The 18,412-nt window shown below is 68.3% G+C and carries 17 protein-coding genes; 7 read left to right on the plus strand and 10 right to left on the minus strand.

Annotated features, from left to right (window positions below):
* The first annotated feature begins 42 nt into the window (after nucleotides 1–42).
* The 3 genes from ABFX45_RS01040 (at nucleotide 43) to ABFX45_RS01050 (ending at nucleotide 4,107) form a co-directional block, all read left to right on the plus strand.
* Nucleotides 43–576 carry a DUF2020 domain-containing protein gene (locus tag ABFX45_RS01040; protein WP_109630171.1) on the plus strand — a complete coding sequence of 178 codons (534 nt, stop codon included), beginning with the start codon at nucleotides 43–45 and terminating at the stop codon, nucleotides 574–576.
* A gap of 102 nt (nucleotides 577–678) precedes the next feature.
* Nucleotides 679–1,374, plus strand: coding sequence for a hypothetical protein (locus ABFX45_RS01045; protein ID WP_346126912.1), 696 nt, complete (start codon nucleotides 679–681; stop codon nucleotides 1,372–1,374).
* A gap of 126 nt (nucleotides 1,375–1,500) precedes the next feature.
* Complete coding sequence (locus ABFX45_RS01050) at nucleotides 1,501–4,107, plus strand: hypothetical protein (protein WP_346126914.1); 2,607 nt, start codon at nucleotides 1,501–1,503, stop codon at nucleotides 4,105–4,107.
* 74 nt (nucleotides 4,108–4,181) lie between these two features.
* Here ABFX45_RS01050 and ABFX45_RS01055 read toward each other — a convergent pair whose 3' ends face one another.
* Complete coding sequence (locus tag ABFX45_RS01055; RefSeq protein WP_346126916.1) at nucleotides 4,182–4,751, minus strand: hypothetical protein; 570 nt, start codon at nucleotides 4,749–4,751, stop codon at nucleotides 4,182–4,184.
* Between the two features lie 95 nt (nucleotides 4,752–4,846).
* Between ABFX45_RS01055 and ABFX45_RS01060 the strand changes: the two genes are divergently transcribed.
* Together ABFX45_RS01060 and ABFX45_RS01065 are read left to right on the plus strand one after the other, a co-directional pair.
* Complete coding sequence (locus tag ABFX45_RS01060; RefSeq protein WP_109632974.1) at nucleotides 4,847–5,395, plus strand: peptidylprolyl isomerase; 549 nt, start codon at nucleotides 4,847–4,849, stop codon at nucleotides 5,393–5,395.
* On the plus strand, nucleotides 5,392–6,306 hold the full coding sequence (locus tag ABFX45_RS01065) for a rhomboid family intramembrane serine protease (RefSeq protein WP_346126918.1): 915 nt from the start codon (nucleotides 5,392–5,394) through the stop codon (nucleotides 6,304–6,306). Before ABFX45_RS01060 ends, ABFX45_RS01065 begins: the two co-directional genes overlap by 4 nt.
* A gap of 5 nt (nucleotides 6,307–6,311) precedes the next feature.
* Here the strand turns inward: ABFX45_RS01065 and ABFX45_RS01070 are convergent, their stop codons facing one another.
* Together ABFX45_RS01070 and crgA are read right to left on the minus strand one after the other, a co-directional pair.
* Entirely contained in the window at nucleotides 6,312–6,707 is a 396-nt protein-coding gene (locus ABFX45_RS01070) for a PH domain-containing protein (RefSeq protein WP_346126920.1), read from the minus strand.
* A 243-nt stretch (nucleotides 6,708–6,950) separates the two neighbouring features.
* A complete protein-coding gene (gene crgA / locus ABFX45_RS01075) occupies nucleotides 6,951–7,217 on the minus strand; it encodes a cell division protein CrgA (protein ID WP_030465604.1) in 267 nt (88 codons plus the stop codon).
* A 469-nt stretch (nucleotides 7,218–7,686) separates the two neighbouring features.
* Between crgA and ABFX45_RS01080 the strand changes: the two genes are divergently transcribed.
* Nucleotides 7,687–8,640, plus strand: coding sequence for a class E sortase (locus ABFX45_RS01080; protein WP_346126923.1), 954 nt, complete (start codon nucleotides 7,687–7,689; stop codon nucleotides 8,638–8,640).
* On the opposite strand, the gene ABFX45_RS01085 is transcribed toward ABFX45_RS01080, so the two are convergent.
* The 3 genes from ABFX45_RS01085 to ABFX45_RS01095 all read right to left on the minus strand — a co-directional run bounded on the left by ABFX45_RS01085 (nucleotide 8,592) and on the right by ABFX45_RS01095 (nucleotide 11,187).
* Nucleotides 8,592–9,272: a hypothetical protein gene (locus ABFX45_RS01085; protein ID WP_346127330.1), complete on the minus strand. Its 681-nt coding sequence runs from the start codon at nucleotides 9,270–9,272 to the stop codon at nucleotides 8,592–8,594. The two genes, ABFX45_RS01080 and ABFX45_RS01085, sit on opposite strands and share 49 nt — an antisense overlap.
* Entirely contained in the window at nucleotides 9,269–9,730 is a 462-nt protein-coding gene (locus ABFX45_RS01090) for a hypothetical protein (RefSeq protein WP_109630193.1), read from the minus strand. Before ABFX45_RS01090 ends, ABFX45_RS01085 begins: the two co-directional genes overlap by 4 nt.
* 101 nt (nucleotides 9,731–9,831) lie before the next feature.
* On the minus strand, nucleotides 9,832–11,187 hold the full coding sequence (locus ABFX45_RS01095) for an FAD-dependent oxidoreductase (RefSeq protein WP_346126925.1): 1,356 nt from the start codon (nucleotides 11,185–11,187) through the stop codon (nucleotides 9,832–9,834).
* 77 nt (nucleotides 11,188–11,264) lie between these two features.
* On the opposite strand from ABFX45_RS01095, the gene ABFX45_RS01100 reads away from it, so the two are divergent.
* The gene (locus ABFX45_RS01100) at nucleotides 11,265–11,906 is read left to right on the plus strand and encodes an aminodeoxychorismate/anthranilate synthase component II (RefSeq protein ID WP_109630200.1); all 642 of its coding nucleotides are present in this window, start codon (nucleotides 11,265–11,267) and stop codon (nucleotides 11,904–11,906) included.
* 50 nt (nucleotides 11,907–11,956) lie between these two features.
* Here the strand turns inward: ABFX45_RS01100 and pknB are convergent, their stop codons facing one another.
* From pknB to ABFX45_RS01120, 4 genes are read right to left on the minus strand one after another with little or no spacing between them, the layout of a single operon-like run.
* Nucleotides 11,957–13,957 carry a Stk1 family PASTA domain-containing Ser/Thr kinase gene (pknB, locus tag ABFX45_RS01105; protein WP_109630203.1) on the minus strand — a complete coding sequence of 667 codons (2,001 nt, stop codon included), beginning with the start codon at nucleotides 13,955–13,957 and terminating at the stop codon, nucleotides 11,957–11,959.
* Nucleotides 13,958–14,012: 55 nt separating this feature from the next.
* Complete coding sequence (locus ABFX45_RS01110) at nucleotides 14,013–15,467, minus strand: serine/threonine-protein kinase (RefSeq protein WP_346126928.1); 1,455 nt, start codon at nucleotides 15,465–15,467, stop codon at nucleotides 14,013–14,015.
* Nucleotides 15,467–16,942 carry a peptidoglycan D,D-transpeptidase FtsI family protein gene (locus ABFX45_RS01115; RefSeq protein WP_109630211.1) on the minus strand — a complete coding sequence of 492 codons (1,476 nt, stop codon included), beginning with the start codon at nucleotides 16,940–16,942 and terminating at the stop codon, nucleotides 15,467–15,469. The genes ABFX45_RS01110 and ABFX45_RS01115 overlap by 1 nt, the downstream gene beginning before the upstream one ends.
* Nucleotides 16,939–18,411, minus strand: coding sequence for an FtsW/RodA/SpoVE family cell cycle protein (locus ABFX45_RS01120; protein ID WP_109630215.1), 1,473 nt, complete (start codon nucleotides 18,409–18,411; stop codon nucleotides 16,939–16,941). The genes ABFX45_RS01115 and ABFX45_RS01120 overlap by 4 nt, the downstream gene beginning before the upstream one ends.
* Nucleotide 18,412: the final 1 nt, after the last annotated feature.

Here is an 18,412-nt window from a genome sequence, read left to right on the forward strand (position 1 = left end):
GCCGCTCAAGGCACTTTCGCGGTCTGGTTGACTGTTGCTCCTATGAAACGAGCACTGTTGCTGCCCCTGCTCGGCGTCCTCGCCGCGTGCGGCCCTGATGTCGCCCAGAACGTGCCGGTTCCGACGACTCAGACCCAGCAGGTCACGACCACTACCAGCGCGGCTCCGACAGTGCCGCCCGCGCCGCAGCCCGAGAAGGACGGCGCCTGCCCGTACCTCGCGACGAGCTTCGTTGCCGAGGCGAACGGGCAGCGCGTACCGAAAGTGAAACTGTCAACGGACGCGCCTCATCCAGCGTGCTTCTTCTACGCCAATGCGACGGAAGTCCAGTTGACCGTTCGGGTGTACGTCGGTGACGCGCGTATCGCCAAGACGATCGTGAACGAGGCCGCGCCGGACGGTTCACAGCCCGCGACCTCACCCGCCGGGTGGACAGGAGGCTACGTCAGCAACGACACCGGTGTCGTCTACGCCGTCTCGAAAGGTGACGCCGCGGTGGTCGTGACGAGCAACCAGAAGCAGTCGATCAAGGCTCGTCGCATCGCCGAGACCGCGATCACCAACCTCAAGATCTGAAAATTTGGTCACCCTTTGTGGTGATCAATGCGTTTTCGGTAACGCGTTGGGCCGTTCGGCGTGCATGATGTAGGTCAACAACTGATCTGCAGTGAGGGTTTGGTGCACGCCGAAGACTGGCAACTGGGGAAGGACAGCCGCCTACCGCGGCTCCTTCGCCGTGCGCTGCTGGTCGTCGGAGGCGCCATCGCCGCAGCGGTGATCACGTCTGCGCCAGCGTGGGCAGACGTGATCGAGGACGGCGTGACCGTCACCGCCACGACAACCTCCGCTGTGGTCAGTTCGGTCGCCGACGCGACGAAGGCCGACGAACTGCAGAGCCGTGTGCTCGACGCGGGACGTGGCCTAGTGCCGGCTCCTGTCGTGCCGATCTCGCTGGACACCGGCCTCGGGCTGCTCCACGAGTTCGCCACCGAACTGCCGCTCGTGTCGCCGGCCGCTCTTCGGCAGGGCGACGTCGTCGCACCCGTTTCTTCCCGTCTGGGCCTCGTCGAGGACCACTCGGGATCACCGGCGTCGAGCACGCCGGTGGCGCGGTTCAGCACCGAACCGGTTCCTCCCTCCGCCACCTCCGACGTCATCGTGTCGGAGGTGGCTTCGACGCCGCCGTCGTCGAACGTCACCAACGGGCAGCAGAACGACACTTCGCCTGTCGTTCCTCGCCGGGGTGAGCTCAACGGCACTTGCCACGCCATGCGCACGACCGAACCCGGTCTGCTGGCGTGCCGGACCTGGACGTCTGTCGTCCGTGTCATGTCGGTGCGGGTCGGGAAGCAGCCCGGCCGCACCCCCGACTGATCCGAGCGCGCGGTTCGCGGAAGCCCGCTGAGGCTTCGCCGCCCCCTCGGTCAGCGTTGTACCCAGCGCCGTCGAACCGCGCATTTGCGAACCCTCGCACAGAAAAATCCCCGAACAGGAGTTGCAATGCGCATCTGGGCCAAGCGCGGTATCCAAGCCGCACTGGTTACCGGAGGAATGATCGCCCTCGGTACCGGCGTCGCGAACGCCGGTGGCTGCGAGGCGACCTGCCCGCCACAGCCGCACGGTGCCGTCGACGGTTCGGCGCCGGCCGGCCTGCTGAGCGGGCCCGGCGTGGACGTTCCGATCCACGCGGCGAACAACAAGATCGGCACCCCGCTCGGTGAGATCGCGCTCCCGTCGATCCACAACGAGCAGATCAAGACCGGTCCGCTGGGCAAGCTGGTCCCGGCCGTCAAGGTGCTCCCGCCCGGCCACCCGCTGAGCGGCACCACGATCCCCGTCGACGGCATGGTTCCGATCGACATCTCGGGCAACGCGATCGCCCTGCTCGGCGACGTCGAGACGACGAACGAGTCCGAGTACTGGTACCACCGCCCGAACGCCGTGACCACCAACGGCGACAACGGCACCCTGACCGGCATCATCGCCGGCATCACCGGGTACGTGCCGACCCAGATCACCGGCAACGCCATCGCCGTTGGCGCCAACGCCAAGACGCAGAACAGCGCGCTCATGGCGGTTCACGGCGGCGGCGACTGGGAGACCAGCGGACGCAAGGGCACGGCGAACGGCATCATCGCCGCGATCCGCCAGTCCCTGCCGGTCGGCTTCAACAACAACGCCATCGCAGGCCTCGGCATCGCCGAGACCGACGGCTGCAGCACCGACATCGGCCGCATCGACGGTGGCCTCAAGTCCGACGGCACGGAGAGCGTCGCCGGCGGCAGCATCGTCGACTTCTCGCACGGCCACCCGGTCGGCCTGAACACCGGTGCCTACAGCGCCGCGGGCAACGCGACGTCGCACTCGCACGACACCGGCATCGCCGAGGTCGGCACCCCGCTGCCCTCCCGCACCGGCGGCGAGTATGTCCTCACCGAAGGCCGTCGCGGCGTGCTGTCCGGCCTGGTCGCGCAGCCGACGCTGGCCCTGCCCTGCGAGCTGTGCGGTGACGCCGTCACCGTCGGCGGCAACGCGGACGCGAGCGGTTCGAAGACCAAGCTGTCGACCGCGAGCCCCGGCCCGATCAAGACCGGTGGCGCCGAGAGCGCCGGCTCCGGCCAGGTCGTGCAGGTGCCCGTCACGCTGCCGCACGGTCTGTCCAGCACCTCCGCAGCCGGCCTCGGCAACGCGTCTGCCCAGTACGACGAGACCAACACGATGATCTCGGGCGGCCCCGTCCAGACCACCGGTGAGGACAGCACGCTCGGCGGCAACATCGTGTCCGCTCCGGTCGCGCTGCTCGCCGAGGCGTTCTCGAACGCGTTCTCGGTGGGCGGCCAGGCGTACTCGAACGCCTCCAGCGAGCAGCACATCACCGCCGGTGGACCGCTGGAGACCAAGGGCACGGGCTCGGTGCTGGGCGGCAACATCGCCCAGGCGCCGGTCATCGCGGCCGCGAACGCCGTCGGCCAGGCCTACACCGTGGGCGGCATGGCGACCGCCAAGGCCCCGACCTCGATCAAGTACGTCACGGTCGGTGGAGACACCGTCGCCGGCACGCCGGACGGCACGCCCGAGGGCAGCACCGCCGCGAGCAACGTCGTCAACGCGCCGGTCATCGCGTCGTTCCTGATGGCCGACAACGCTCTGTCCGGCCTTGGTCTCGCCGAGGCCGAGGGCACCCAGCTCGCGAACTTCGTCGCCGGTGGCGACGCCGTCTCCAACGGCAACCGCGGCTCGCTCTCCGGCAACCTCGTCGAGGGCGCCGTGATCCAGCCCCTGGTGAACCCGGCGGGTGTCGCCGGCACCGTCGGCGGCCACGCGTACACCGAGCACGAGGGCGTCGTGAACCACGTCGCCGGTGGTGAGCAGACCACCGACGGCACGGACGGGTCGCTCTCCGGCAACATCGTCCCGGTCGCCTGGGCCGGTGTGGCCGAGGTCTTCGGTGTGGCTGCGGCCGCGCCCGGCATCGCCGAGTCGCACGCGGCCGTCGACACCTTCTCCGGTGCCGGTGGTGCGCGCGAGACCCACGGCGACGGTGGTTCGGTCGCCGGCAACATCGTCCGCGCCGACGCCGCGCCGGTCGTGCAGGTCGTGTCCCTCGCGGGCACGCTGGGCGGCCAGGCGCTGGTGTGCGCTCACGACAAGACCGTCGCGATGGCGGGCGGCGACGACACCACGACCTCCGAGGGCGGTTCGGTCGCGGGCAACAGCATCGGCGCCCACGTGCCGGCCATCGTCAAGACCGTCAGCGTCGCGGTCGCGGCTGCGGGCAACGCCACCGCCACCGCCGAGACGTTCACCGCCGCGGTCGCCAGTGGTGAGCACTCCACGGCTCCCGCGGGCAGCGGCCTGTCGGGCCGGATCATGGACGTCCCGCTCGCGGGCAACGTGCTGATCTACGACCTGCCGGTCGAGCTGCTGGGCCAGGCGGTCACCGACGTGACCTACCTGGACCCGAGCGAGGGCGAAGAGGCACAGGCCCGCGCGCTGCCGCTGGACCTGTCGTTCGCGGACGGCCTGATGGGCGCCACCGAGGTGCCGACGTTCAACCTGTTCAACAACCTCGGTTCGATGACCGGCCAGCTGCTGTTGGCGGTCTGACCGGTTAGCCAACCGAACTCACGCGAACGGGTGGTCTTCCAGACGGAAGACCACCCGTTCTGCTGTTCCGCGTCTTACTTGACGGGTTCCTTCTGGGTCGGCACCTGTCCGTTGAGGACGGGCTCCGGCAGCGGGGCCTGCTCCTCGTCGTCCTGCAGGTGGACCTCTTCCGGCCTGCGCGTCAACGCGATGTAGCCGGCTACCGCAGCGGCGATCAGAAGACCCATCACCCACGGCCAGCGGCGACGCTTCGGGGCATCGGCGCCGATCTTGGCCGCTGCCTTGCGAATTTCCTTGGCGCGCACCTTGGCGTCCTTGCGGGCGTGCTTGGCCGCCTTCTTGACTTCCTTGCGCACTTCTTCGGCCTTGCTCATGAGGTCGGCGCGCGTCTTCGCGCTCTTCTTGGCGAGGCGCTTGCGGGAGCGGCGCGTCTGCTTCTCCCAGTCCTCCGCCTTGCCCATGAGCTGGTCGGCTCGCTCGACGAGCGCGCCGCGCACCTGGTCAGCCGTGATGCCACGCTCCGCAAGCTTCACCTCAGCGGCGTGACCAGCGCGAACGACACCCTGACGCGCGGCCTTCAGACCGGTGCCGACAGCCTTGCCAACGTTCTCGCCGGCACGGGTCATGACGTCCACCTCGTCCATTCTGTGCTCCACACGTTGTCGTCCGGTGATGTCATGCAGATACCCCATGGTGCCCCTTCCTGAACATCAGCGCCCGTGGATGGCACGATGGGGTGGTGGCTGACAGCAACGAATCCTTCGTCGGGACCAAGGTGACGGCGACCCTGCACACCACGCAGGGCGACATCCGTCTCAACCTGTTCCCCGACCACGCCCCCAAGACGGTGGCGAACTTCGTCGGGCTCGCCGAGGGCACCAAGGACTACACCGAGGCGAACGCGAGCGGCACGAAATCGGGCCCGTTCTACGACGGGACCCTGTTCCACCGCGTCATCGCCGGCTTCATGCTCCAGACCGGTGACCCGACCGGCACCGGGCGCGGCGGCCCCGGCTACCGCTTCGCGGACGAGTTCCACTCGGAACTGCAGTTCAACAAGCCCTACCTGCTCGCGATGGCGAACGCCGGGCCCAACACCAACGGCTCGCAGTTCTTCATCACCGTGGCGCCGACGACGTGGCTGAACTTCAAGCACACGATCTTCGGCGAGGTCTCCGACCAGGAGTCGCGTGACGTCGTCGACGCGATCGGCAACACCACGACCGGCGCCGGCGACCGCCCCGTCAACGACATCAAGATCGAGCGGATCACGATCGAACGCGCGTGAGCGACGCACTCGTGCCACCGGAAGGGCCGATCGGAGCGGAGCCGGAAACCCCGGTCTGCGCACGTCATTCCGATCGGCCCACCCGGCTGCGCTGCACCAGGTGCGACCGTCCGGCCTGTCCGGACTGTCTGCGCGACGCCGCGGTCGGCATGCAGTGCGTCGACTGCGTGAACGAGGGCAAGCGCTCGGTGCGCAGTGCCCGCACGCTCGTGGGTGCCGAGGTGACGGACCGCGTGATCATCACGCCGGTGCTGATCGCGTTCAACGTGCTCGCGTACGTGGTCACGGTCTTCCAGTCCGGCAGCCCGATGAACAACGACAGGTCGCCGCTCTTCCTGTTGACGTCGATGATCCCCGGACCCACCGCGAACGGTGAGTGGTGGCGGATCCTCACGTCGGGCTTCATGCACTTCGGGCTGATTCACCTGGCACTCAACATGGCGGTGCTCTACGTCGTCGGCCAGCACGTCGAGAGGGAGCTCGGCAGGCTGAGGTTCTGCGCCGTGTACTTCCTGTCGCTGTTCGGCGGCAGCGCGGCGGCGTTCTACTTCGGCACCGTCTGCCAGCAGCTCGCCGGTGCGTCCGGTGCCGTGTTCGGCCTGATGGGCGCGTTGCTCATCCTGTGGAAGCGGCAGCGGCGGGACATTTCGACGATCGTCGTGGTCGTCGGCATCAACCTGGTGTCGAACCTCTTCACCAACGCCTCACTGCTCGGGCACCTCGGCGGGTTCGTCATCGGCGGCCTGCTGACGCTCGCGATGGTCAGGGCGCCGCGGCAGAACCGCAACCTGTACCAAATCGCGGCTGTCGTGGCGGCGGTGGTGTTGCTCGGCGGCATGTTCGTGTTGCGCGCCTCCGAGCTCGACACGGCGGCCGAATACGCCATCGAGTACGCCAGGACGTGCCGCTGACCTGATTACGGGCGCAGCGCGTGCAGGACGCCCGCGACTTCTTCCGGATCGGCGCCGAGGTCCAGTTTCGTGAGCACCACGAGACGGTCGTCGGCGTCGAGTTCCAATGTCTGCTGTTCCCTGCCGAGCCGGCGGGTGGTCTGCAGCTTGACCTTCACCTCGTGCCACCGCAGGTGCGTGGTGCTCGCGAACCCGCGCACAGCGAGCCCGTTCGCGTCGGCCGACAGGCGCGGCCGCGCGATCGTCGCGAACGCCGCGAGGTACGTGACCAGCAGCGTTGCCAGTCCGACGAGGAGACGGCCCGCGTTGTCGTCGGCGATGATCGCGGCGAAGGCGAGCAGGAGAGCGAGCACCCACGCGCCGGCGACGAGCGGGGCGGGAGTGGACCAGGTGCGAGTCACACCGTCGAGTGTCCCGCATGAAATGTGGACCGCTGAACGGCACCGCGTGAGGGGAAACGGCCGCTTGTGCATTTTCTCGCAAAGTTGTCCACAGGACTTGTCCCCAATGGGGATGACTTACAGCCGTGTGCTTCGGTGACGCTCAGATGAACCAGGTGAACCCGGTGATAACAAAGGTCGGCCCGGACGTGTGACGTCCGGGCCGACCTCGACGAACAGTGATGAGCTGAGGGCTACGAGTGGCTAGCGCCAGCGCATCGTCATCAACAGACCGATGATCATCAGCGCGAAGCCGATGGCGAAGTTCCACGCGCCCAGCTCGAGCATGAACGGGATCTTCTCGGCCGCGATGTAGTTGACGACCAGCCACGCGAGGCCCAGCAGCATGAAGCCGAGCATGACAACGACGTAGACCGGGTGAGACGGTCCCGCTGCCTTGACCTTGACCGGCGTGCGGCGGTCAGTGGGTGCGGTGTAGACCGCCTTCTTCCGGACCTTGGACTTGGGCATGCTGTCCTCGCCTGACGTGGATATCCCTGAGTGACGCAAGTTTACGTGCACTACTCGGGGAACACGTTAACGTAGCGAAGGTGGTCAGCGAACCACCTGGCAGACGCAGTTGTTTTCAGTTCACAGTCCGCGCGGAGGTTCTCAGGTGAACTCGGGTCCGCAGCAGCCGCCTCCACGGCGTCCTGCACCCCGTCGTGACGACCTGCAGCACGTGCGGGCCGCACCTTCACCGCGCCCGCTGCCCCCGCCCGACGCAACCCAGTTCACCAGCGCTTTCTCCGGAAGCCTGCCCCCGTCGGGCAGCCCGCCGCGTCACCAGCAGGTCCCGCCGCCGGGCACTCCTCCGCGCGGAATGCCGCAAGGACCGCCACCGGGAACGCCGCCGCGCGGCATGCCTCCCGGTCCGCCTGTCGGCCTGCCTCCCGGTCCACCCCCGGGGACGCAGCCGAGAGGAACTCCTCCGCAGGGAATGCCGCGTCCGCCTCGTCCCCGCCCGGTCGATCCGCCCACCGAGGTGATCCCGCGCGTCGAGGACGATTACGACGACGAGTACTACGACGATGACGAGTACTACGACGGGGAGGACGACAAGCCGGCCCCGCCGCCGGACAGCTTCGCGCGCAAGGCCGTGCGCGGCTTCGGCGAGGCTCTCATCACGATGGGCCTGGTCGTGCTGCTCTTCGTCGTCTACGAGGTCTACGTGACCGACCTGCTCTCCGCGGAGAAGCAGCAGGAGGCCACCGCCGCGCTCGACTCCGAATGGGGCTCGAACGTCGTCACGCCGCCCCCGTCCGACCCGAACCGCCAGACGAAGCTGAACCTCATCGAAGGCAAGGCCTTCGCGAAGATGTACATCCCGGTCTTCGGCAACGACTGGAAGTTCTCGGTGGTCGAGGGCACCACGGACAAGCACCTGGAGATCGGCCCCGGCCACTACAAGGACACCGCCCAGCCGGGCGAGCCGGGCAACTTCTCCATCGCGGGTCACCGCGTGGGCAAGGGCGCCCCGTTCAACGACCTCGACCTGCTCCAGTCCTGCAACGCCATCGTCGTGCAGACCCAGACCCAGTGGTTCGTCTACCGGGTGCTCCCCATGCGCAACGAGGTGGCGGGCTGGGCCTCGAACCCGAAGTCGAAGCAGCCGGCCTGCGCCGGAGTGGCACCGCTGTCCACGACCCTCGGCGACGCCTACGCCAAGACCGTGGGCCAGGAGATCGTGGCGCCGACCCAGGGCGAGGTCATCGCCCCGATCCCGCACCAGGTCAACGCCACGGTGCCGCCCGACAAGCAGGCCCGCCTGCTCACCCTGACGACCTGCCACCCGCGCTTCTCCGACAAGCAGCGCCTGATCGTGCACGCCATCGAGACCAAGAGCTACCCGGTGGCCGACGGCTTCGTGCCGCCAGAGATGACGGAGGGCTGATGTACGGCTGGATCTGGCGACACCTGCCGGGCCCGCTGTTCCTGCGGATCATCCAGGCCGTCGTGCTGGTCGCGGGCATCGTGGCGCTGCTGATGTTCGTGGTGTTCCCGTGGGCGGAGCCGAAGCTGCCGTTCAACAACGTCACCACCGAGTGAGCACACCGGTTCAGGGGGGCAGGGCAGCCACACCCTGAGCCGCTCATCCGCGATCCGCACGAACTCGCGGGCGTACTCGAGGACGTCCTCCGACACCTCGGCAGGGTCGTGCACAGCCACCGCCCGAAACGTGTCGAGGTCGTCCCCTCGCCAGAACCGCCCGAGCGGCCAGATGCAGCACGCCCAGTGCTCGGGCGCGAGCTCGCCGCTGATGACGTCCAGCGCCAGCTCACGGCACTCCACCAGCTCCACCTGCTCGCGGTTGAGCCGTGGAATGCCGAGCTCCGCCAGCACCCGGTCGGCGAGCAGCTCGGCGTCGTCCGCCAGCAGCCCTGCCGGCGACTCCCCGGCCAGCTCGACCACCGCCGGCGTCCCGATACCGGCGACCAGCAGGTCGCACGCCAGCCACGCGGCCTGCGACGGCAGAAGCCGATCCGCGTTCAAGTGCAGCAGGCGGGAGCGCAGCTCGGGGTTCACGGTGTGACCGCTCCAGACTGTTCGTCGGCAAGCCGCAGGTATTCGCGCACGAAGCCGCGAAACGGCTCGGGGTCGGTGTCGTGGTTCGCCAGCGCCGCGAAGACCTCGTCGCCGTCGCCGGCCAGCTTCAGCGTGATGCGCCAGGTCTCGTCAGCCCACTCGGCGCTTGGTGCGCCATCGAGAATTCGCAGTGCTGCCTCGCGGCCGAGGAACCAGTCGGCCTCCTCGTAGGACAGCGGCGGGATGCCGAGTTCCTCGAGCACCTGCCGGAGAAGGTCTCGGGCTTCCCACTTGTCGAGCCGCGTCGGCGACTCGCCGGCCAGCTCGCAGAGCGCGGGGGTGTCGACGCCGTCGAGCAGGAGGTCGCACGCGAGCCACACCGCCCGGTCCGGCTCGATGTCGAGGGCGGCGAACTCCGCGTTCAGGCGTTCCAGGCGGGAGCGAAGCGACGGGTCCACGGACCAAGTGTCCGCACGAGAGCCACCGAAATAGGTGAAACCGCCATCGCGCCCACACGCGATGGCGGCTTCATCGGGGAACGACCGGGAACGGCACTGCGTCAATCGCCATTCTGGCCGTTCGAGATCGCGGTCATCTCCTCGCGCGACACGACCTTCACGCGCTCACGGCCCTCGGCGGCACCCAGCGCCATCTCGTGGAGGTCGAGCTTGCGCCAGCCCTCGTTGGTCACGAACGGCACGCCGCGCTGCTCCAGGAACTGGACGACCGCGTCCGGGGAGGGCGCGCTGCGGCGGGGGAGTGCCGAGGCGTCCTCGAGGAGGCTGGTGATGGTCTCCAGCGCGTCGCCCTTGGTGTGGCCGATGAGGCCGATCGGGCCGCGCTTGATCCACCCGGTGACGTACACGCCGGGCATCGGCACCTCGTCGAGGTCCAGCACTCGGCCGGCGAGGTGCGGGATCGTGCCCGAGACGTGGTCGAACGGGATGTCGGCCAGGTGGGTGGAGAGGTAGCCGACGGCGCGGTAGACGGCCTGGACCTCCCAGTCGGTGAAGACGCCCGTGCCGCGGACGTTGCCGTCGCCGGTCAACTCCTGGGTTTCGGTGCGCAGGCCTGTGACGTGGTCGGTGCCGAGGACCTCGACCGGGGCTTCCAGGAAGTGCAGGTGCAGGCGGCGCGGGCGGGAGCCCACGTCGCGGATCGCCCATTCCTGGAGGGTCTTCACGATCATCTCGACCTGCTTGTTGGTCCTGATCGCGTGCATCGAGGCCTCGTCGAACTCGATGCCCTCGGCGTGGACGATCACCTCGACGTTCGGCGAGTGGTCGAGCTCGCGCAGTTCGAGCGGCGTGAACTTCGCCTGGGCCGGGCCGCGGCGGCCGAACACGTGCACGTCGGTGACCGGTGAGGACGCCAGGCCCTCGTACACGTTGGCGGGGATCTCGGTGACCAGGAGCTCGTCCGCGGTCTTGGCCAGGATGCGCGCGACGTCCAGCGCGACGTTGCCGACGCCCAGCACCGCGACCGAGGTGGCGGTCAGAGGCCAGGTGCGCGGCACGTCCGGGTGGCCGTCGTACCAGGACACGAAGTCCGCGGCGCCGTAGCTGCCCGGCAGGTCGATACCCGGCACGTCGAGCGGGCGGTCGGCGGACGCGCCCGTGGAGAAGATGACCGCGTCGTAGAACTGGCGCAGGTCGTCGAGCTTGAGGTCGACGCCGTACTCGACGTTGCCGAAGAAGCGGACCGACGGCTTGTCGAGCACCTTCTGCAGTGCGCCGACGATGCCCTTGATGCGGGGGTGGTCGGGTGCGACGCCGTAGCGCACGAGGCCGTAGGGCGCCGGCAGCTTCTCGAACAGGTCGATCTGCACGTCGACGTCGGACTTGGTCAGGATGTCGGCCGCGTACACACCGGCCGGTCCAGCGCCGACGACCGCGACGCGCAAGGGGCGACTCATGACACCTATTTTAGGTTAGCCTAACCTCGTCGATGACGAGAGCTAACTCACTCGACGCGACCGACTAGGCTTCGTACATGCGCGTGCTCGTGGTCGACAACTACGACAGCTTCGTCTACAACCTCGTCCAGTACCTCGCCCAGCTCGGGGCCGAGTGCGTCGTGCGGCGCAACGACGAGGTGGACCTCGACGAGATCGCGAAGGTCGACGGGGTGCTCGTCAGCCCAGGGCCCGGTACGCCGGAGCGGGCAGGCGCGAGCATCGACGTCATCAAGCGGTGTGCCGACACCGGCAAGCCGGTCTTCGGCGTGTGTCTCGGTCATCAGGCGATCGGTGTGGTGTGGGGCGGCACGGTCGACCGCGCGCCCGAACTGCTGCACGGCAAGACGAGCATCGTCTTCCACGAGGGCAAGGGTGTGCTCGACGGCGTGCCGAAGCCGTTCATCGCGACCCGCTACCACTCGCTCACGGTGCTGCCGGAGACGATCCCCGCGGAGTTCGAGGTCACCGGCAAGACCGAGACCGGCATCGTCATGGCCATGCGGCACAAGGAGCTCCCGGTCGAGGGTGTGCAGTTCCACCCCGAGTCGGTGCTGACCGACGGCGGCCACCGGATGCTCGCCAACTGGCTCAAGGTCTGCGGCTACGAGGTTCCCGAGGCGACGGTCGCGCAGCTCGAGAACGGCATGCGCACGCTCGCCGCAGCAGCTCGCCAGTGATGAAAAGGGGCGGCTCCCCCGAAGGGAAGCCGCCCCGGCAATGCACGAACCTAGGTCGTCACGATCCCGAACTTGCCGACGGTGATCGTCACCGACGCGCCCTTGGTGATCGTTGAGCCCTTGGCCGGGTTCTGCGAGAGCACGGTCTTGTCCTGGGACGGACTGTTGACCTGCTGCTGCTGAACGTTCAGGTTTCCGTTCCAGCCCAGCGACCTCAGCTTCTCCGTGGCTTCCTTCTCGGTCATCCCGGAGAGGTCCGGCATCTCGATCTGGTTGCCCTTCGACACCCGCAGCGTGACGGTCGTGTCCTTGGCCACCTTGCTGTTCCCGACGGGGTTCTGCGAGATGACCTGACCCTCTTGCTTCGCGCTGTCGACCTGCTCGATGTTCACCTTGAAGCCGGAGCCCTCGAGCGTCTGGCGGGCATCGTTCACATCACTGCCCACGACGTTCGGCACGTTCTGCTTGTCCGGTGCCTTGCCGAGCTGGATGTTGATCGTGCCGCCCTTCTTCAGCTTCAGGCCGGCCTCGGGATTCTGCGTCGCGACCTTGCCCTGCAGCTTGGCGTCGTCGACCTCGACGGACTCGGCGCTCTGCGCGAGCTTGAAGCCGCCGGGGTCCTTGTCGATGATCGCCTGAGCCTCCTGCGGGGACTTGCCCTTCAGGTCCGGCACGGTGGCCTCACCGGGAGGCGCGCCGACGAAGATCGTGACCTGCGAACCCCTCTGCACCCGGCTGCCGTCCGGCGGGTCCGTCCTGATCACCTTGGAGATCTGGTCGGTCGTGCACGGGGCCGGTGCACCGTTCGCGCCCGGCTCGCAGGCGACGTCCTGCTGCAGCGGCACGAGGCCGGCCTTCGTGACGAGCTCCTTGGCCTCCAGGGGGCTCCGGCCGACGATCGACGGTACGGAGGACTGCTCGGTGTTCTGGCTGCCGGCCTTCATGATGTTGTTGGTGATCCAGGCGGCGAGGCCGAGCACGGCGATGCACAGGATCACCACCAGCGTGATCATGATGGCTTTCTTGCGCCTGGCGCGCCGTTCCTCTTCCTCGTCGGCGATCGGGTCGTAGTCGTCTGCCGGCTCCGACCTCAACGCCGCCGGGCGGTGTCTGCCACCACCGGACATCACCTGGGTGCGAGGAGCGCGCGCCTGCTCGTTCATCACGGCGGTGCGGTCCTCGGCCGTCATCACGGCCGGCGCGGACGGACGCTGACCCGAGAGCACGCGCACCAGGTCGGCACGCATCTCCGCCGCTGACTGGTAGCGGTTCGCCGGGCCCTTCGACATCGCCTTCAGCACGATCGCGTCGAGCTGCGGCGACACCTTCGGGTTCAGCGACGACGGCGGCTTCGGGTCCTCCCGCACGTGCTGGTACGCGACGGCGACGGGGGAGTCGCCGGTGAACGGCGGCTCGCCCGTCAGCAGCTCGAACAGCACGCAGCCGGCCGCGTAGACGTCGGAACGGGCGTCGACGGACTCACCGCGCGCCTGCTCGGGCGACAGGTACTGGGCCGTGCCGATCACCGCGGCGGTCTGGGTGACCGCGGCCTGGCCATCGTGTATCGCACGGGCGATGCCGAAGTCCATCACCTTCACGGCGCCGGACTTGGTGATCATCACGTTGGCCGGCTTCACGTCGCGGTGGACGATGCCGTGCCGGTGGCTGAAGTCGAGCGCGGCCGAGACGTCGGCCATGACCTCCATCGCGCGCTTGCCCGACAGCGGGCCCTGCGTCTTCACGATGTCGCGCAGCGTTCGCCCGTCGACGAACTCCATCACGATGTACGGCAGCGGGCCGTACTCGGTCTGCGTCTCGCCGGTGTCGTAGACGGCGACGATCGCCGGGTGGTTCAGGGCGGCGGAGTTCTGCGCTTCACGCCGGAAGCGTTCCTGGAACTGGGTGTCACGGGCGAGGTCAGCGCGCAGCACCTTGATCGCCACGTCTCTGCCGAGGCGGACGTCCCGCCCCTTGTGGACCTCGGACATGCCGCCGTACCCGAGGGTCTCACCCAGTTCGTAGCGGTTTGAGAGCAGTCGCGGAGTGCTCATCGGTGCTTCGTCCCGCTCCTCGTCGACGGTGTTCCCAACTCGGTTCTGGTCTTGCTCATGGCGCGCACGTCACCTTCACCTGCGAGCCAGCCGCCACGTCGCCTGTCGGCGCGATGGCGGTGACCCGGCACTTCTTCAGGTCGCCCGGCGCTGTGCCCTGCGGGCTCTGCACCCTGGGCTCCAAGCCGTGGTCGATCAGCTCGGTCCTGACCTCGTCGCCGGAACGACCGATGTAGTCGTCCACGTCGATCCGCTTCGCCGCGTTCCCCGGTATCCGGTCGGCGGAGTCGGGCTGCGCCTGTCCGTTCGCCGGCGGGTTCGCCGAGCTCGAGGTGATCTGCAGGCCACCTTGCCCGCTGCCGGCGTTCGGCTTCAAGGTCCACTTCCACAGGACGACCACGCCGAGCACCAGCAGCACGGTCACCAGGAGAGCGACCATAACCCAGACGACGGTCCGGTTTCTCCCGGGTGGCGTCGGCATTGGTGCGAACGTCCCGGTCTGATGCGCTGGTCGCATGCCCGGATGGGTGCCCGGACGACCTGGTCCCGTCGGATGGTGTGCCATTTGCGGCGGAACCGGGAGTGGCTGCGAAACCTGTGGAGGCGGAGGCGGCGGCGGTGCCATCTGCTGCGGCACCAGCTGGGGCATCGTGAACCCGGACGGTGTCGGCAGCGGCTGGCCCACCCGCACCGCGCTCACGGCGGCGGCGAACTCGCCACCTGTCCGGTAGCGCTGCCGGGGGTCCTTCACCAGCGTCGCCTCGATCAACGCCCGCGCACCCGGCGGCACGTCCGGTGGCAACGGTGGCGCGATGTCGCGGATGTGCATCATGGCGACGGTCACCGCGTTGTCCGACAGGAAAGGCCGGTGTCCTGCAAGGCATTCGTAACCACACACAGCCAACGAGTAAACGTCGCTCGCCGGTTCGGCCTCACCGCCAAGAGCTTGCTCCGGTGCGATGTAGTGCGCAGTTCCCATGACCATGCCGGACCGCGTCACGGGTGCCGCGTCCACGGCCTTCGCGATGCCGAAGTCGGTGATCTTCACCTTCCCCGACGGCGTGACCATGATGTTGCCCGGCTTCACGTCCCGGTGCACGAGTCCGCGCTCATGGGCCGCCTGCAGCGCGTTTCCGGTCTGCTCCAGCAGATCCAGCGTCACCTCGGCGGTCAGCCGGCCGCGGGAGATGATCGTCGCGAGCGGTTCACCCTCGACGAGCTCCATCACGAGGTACGCCGTGTCCTCCGGTCCGTCCGTGATGGACGCCGTCTCGCCGTAGTCGTGCACCGACGCGATGCCGGGGTGGTTGAGCGACGCGGTCATCCGCGCCTCGGTGCGGAAGCGGTGCAGGAACTCGGGGTCGCCGGACAGCTCGGCCTTGAGGACCTTCACGGCCACCCTGCGGTCGAGCCGCTCGTCGGCGCCTTCCCAGACCTCGCCCATGCCACCGACCGCGATCCGCCTGGTGAGGCGGTAGCGGTCGGCGAGGAGCTGGCCCGTGGTCAGCATCAGCGACCCGCCAGGTACGCGTTCATCACGGCGCGCCCGATCGGGGCGGCGACCTTGCCACCGGTGGCACCCAGACCGCGGTCGCCACCGTCCTCCACGATCACCGCGATCGCGATCTCCGGCTTCTGCGCCGGCGCGAACGCGATGTACCAGGCGTGCGGCTTGTTCTCCGACGCCTTCTCACCGTGCTCCGCGGTACCGGTCTTCGACGCCACCTGGACGTTCGACAGACGACCCTCGCCGCCGGTGTTGAGCTCCGACTGGATCATCATGTCGCGCAGCACGTTCGCGTTCGCCGTGCTCATGGCGGTGTCGACCTGGTCAGGCTCGGTCTCGTCGATCGGCTTCAGGTCCGGCCCCAGCACCTTCGACACCAGGTACGGCTGCATCCTCTTGCCGCCGTTGGCGATCGTCGCCGCGACCATCGCGTTCTGCAGCGGCGTGACGCGCACGTCGCGCTGGCCGATGCCGCTCTGGTAGAGCGCCGCCTCGTCCTGGATCGCGCCGAGGGTCGAGGTCTCGACCGCCAGCGGCACCTGGAGGTCCGAGTCGTTGAAGCCGAACTTGTTCGACTGCGTCGTCAGCTTGGACTTGCCGACCTGCGCCGCCATCTCGCCGAACGCCGTGTTGCACGACTTGGCGAGCGCGAGCTCCATCGACGCCGTCTGGCCACCGCCGCACGGCTGGCCGTTGAAGTTCGGGAACGGCGCGTTCGACGTGCCGGGCAGGTTGATCGTGCCCGCCGCGGTGTACTGGGAGTCCTTGGTCTTGCCGTCGGCGAGCGCCGCGGCCGCCACGACCACCTTGTACGTCGAGCCGGGCGGGTAGAGGCCCTGCGTCGCGCGGTTGATCAGCGGGTTGCCGTTGCCCTTGGCGGTGAGCTCCTTCCACGCCGTCTGCTGCTCCGTCCCGTCGTGGCTCGCGAGCCGGTTCGGGTCGTAGGACGGCGTGCTCACCATCGCGAGGATCTCGCCGGTGTCCGGCTTGATCGCGACGACGGAGCCGGTGAAGCCCTTCGCGGTCAGCTGGTCGTACGCGACCTGCTGCACCTTCGAGTCCAGCGTGAGCTGGACGTTGCCGCCGACCGGGTCGCGGCCGGTGATCAGCGCGGAGACCCTGCGGGCGAACAGCCGGTCGTCAGAGCCGTTAAGCAGGTCGTTCTCCGCGCGCTCCATGCCGGAGGTGCCGTAGGTGACCGACAGGTACCCCGTCACCGGCGCGTACACCGGGCCGTTGTTGTAGGTGCGCAGATACCGGAGACGGTCAGTCGTCTCCTTGACGTCCGCGATCACCGTGCCGTCGGCGACCGTGATCAGGCCGCGCTTGCGGGCGTACTCGTCGAGCAGCACCCGCCTGTTGTAGGGGTTCTTGCGCCACTCGTCGGCGTTGATCACCTGGACCCAGGTCGCGTTGCCCAGGAGCAAGATGATCATCACCATCATGGCCATGCCGACGCGGCGGAGCGGTGTGTTCATTTGGGACGCTCCACCATCACAGTGTGCTGGTCGGCGATTGCCGGTTGTTGCGGTTTCGGCTTGGGAGCCCGCTGCGGGGCCCTCGCTGCGGCAGAAATTCGCAGTAGCAACGCGACCAGGATGTAGTTCGCGAGAAGGGACGAACCACCGTAGGACAGGAACGGCGCGGTGATACCCGTCATCGGGATCAGCTTGGTGACACCGCCGACGACGATGAACACCTGGAAGCACACCGCGAAGGCCAGACCGCCGCCGAGCAGCTTGCCGAAGCTGTCGCGCACGGCGATGGCGCTGCGCAGGCCGCGCAGGGCGAAGATCATGTAGATCAGCAGCAGTGCCGCGAAACCGACGAACCCGAGCTCTTCGCCGATCACGGCGGTGATGAAGTCGGTGTTCGCCTCGGGGATCATCTCCGGGCGGCCGGCGCCGAGTCCGGCACCACCGATGCCGCCGGTCGCGAGCCCGAAGAGCGACTGGGAGATCTGGTAGCCGCCGCCGATGAGGTCGTAGCGCGAGATCGGGTCCTGCCAGTTCGCCACGCGCTGCTGCACGTGCGTGAAGAGCTTCCACGCGATGATCGCGCCACCGGTGAACAGACCGAGGCCGAGCACGACCCAGGCCGCGCGTTCGGTGGCGACGTAGAGCAGCACCAGCACGATGCCGAAGAACAGCAGCGAGGAACCGAGGTCCTTCTGCAGCACCATGACCGCGACCGTGACGCCCCACGCGGCGAACAACGGGCCGAGGTCGCGGGCGCGCGGCAGGTCCATGCCGAGGAACCGGCGACCGGCGGTGGTGAAGAGGTCCCGCTTCGACACCAGGAACGCGGCGAAGAAGACCATCAGGAGGATCTTGGCGAACTCACCCGGCTGAATGGACAGCGGGCCGATTCGCAGCCAGATCTTCGCGCCGTTGATCTCCGGCGCGATGAACCCCGGCAGCACACCGGGCAGCATCAGCGCGACCAGTCCGACGAGGCCGAACGTGTAGCCGAACCGCGCCAGCGTGCGGTGGTCCGAAAGGAACTTCAGCGTGGCCGCGAACAGCAACAACCCGATGGCGGTCCAGATGACCTGCTTGAACGCCACCGGATCCCAGGTCGAGCCGTCCGGGAAGACGGTGCCTTCCAGCGCGAGGTCGATCCGGTGGATCACCACCAGGCCCAGCCCGTTGAGCAGGGCGACGCACGGCAGGATCGCGGGGTCGGCGTAGGGCGCCCACCTGCGCACGGCGAGGTGGGCACAGGCGAAGAGACCGAGGTAGGCGAGACCGAGGTAGAGGATCCTCAGGCTCAGCGACCGCTCCTGGTTGAGTTCCACCAGGATCAGCGCCAGCGTCACGAGACCGGCTGCGAACGCGAGCATCACCAGTTCGGTGCCGCGCCGCGTCGGCGCTCGCAGTCCTGGCGACGTGCTCGTCGCCACCGACGCGCCTGGTGAGCCTTCCCCGACGGGGACGGGCGAGCCCATC

Origin of the sequence: Lentzea roselyniae (assembly GCF_039537795.1) — a bacterium.
Taxonomy (GTDB): domain Bacteria; phylum Actinomycetota; class Actinomycetes; order Mycobacteriales; family Pseudonocardiaceae; genus Lentzea; species Lentzea atacamensis.

What these genes read in the sequence shown, in the direction of transcription:
- ABFX45_RS01055 (WP_346126916.1), bottom strand. Translation starts at nt 4,751, where the DNA reads ATGGACGAGGTGGACGTCATGACCCGTGCCGGCGAGAACGTTGGCAAG.
- ABFX45_RS01040 (WP_109630171.1), top strand. Translation starts at nt 43, where the DNA reads ATGAAACGAGCACTGTTGCTGCCCCTGCTCGGCGTCCTCGCCGCGTGC.
- ABFX45_RS01115 (WP_109630211.1), bottom strand. Translation starts at nt 16,942, where the DNA reads ATGAACACACCGCTCCGCCGCGTCGGCATGGCCATGATGGTGATGATC.
- crgA (WP_030465604.1), bottom strand. Translation starts at nt 7,217, where the DNA reads ATGCCCAAGTCCAAGGTCCGGAAGAAGGCGGTCTACACCGCACCCACT.
- ABFX45_RS01095 (WP_346126925.1), bottom strand. Translation starts at nt 11,187, where the DNA reads ATGAGTCGCCCCTTGCGCGTCGCGGTCGTCGGCGCTGGACCGGCCGGT.
- ABFX45_RS01100 (WP_109630200.1), top strand. Translation starts at nt 11,265, where the DNA reads ATGCGCGTGCTCGTGGTCGACAACTACGACAGCTTCGTCTACAACCTC.
- ABFX45_RS01110 (WP_346126928.1), bottom strand. Translation starts at nt 15,467, where the DNA reads ATGCTGACCACGGGCCAGCTCCTCGCCGACCGCTACCGCCTCACCAGG.
- ABFX45_RS01050 (WP_346126914.1), top strand. Translation starts at nt 1,501, where the DNA reads ATGCGCATCTGGGCCAAGCGCGGTATCCAAGCCGCACTGGTTACCGGA.
- ABFX45_RS01120 (WP_109630215.1), bottom strand. Translation starts at nt 18,411, where the DNA reads ATGGGCTCGCCCGTCCCCGTCGGGGAAGGCTCACCAGGCGCGTCGGTG.
- ABFX45_RS01080 (WP_346126923.1), top strand. Translation starts at nt 7,687, where the DNA reads ATGCCGCGTCCGCCTCGTCCCCGCCCGGTCGATCCGCCCACCGAGGTG.
- pknB (WP_109630203.1), bottom strand. Translation starts at nt 13,957, where the DNA reads ATGAGCACTCCGCGACTGCTCTCAAACCGCTACGAACTGGGTGAGACC.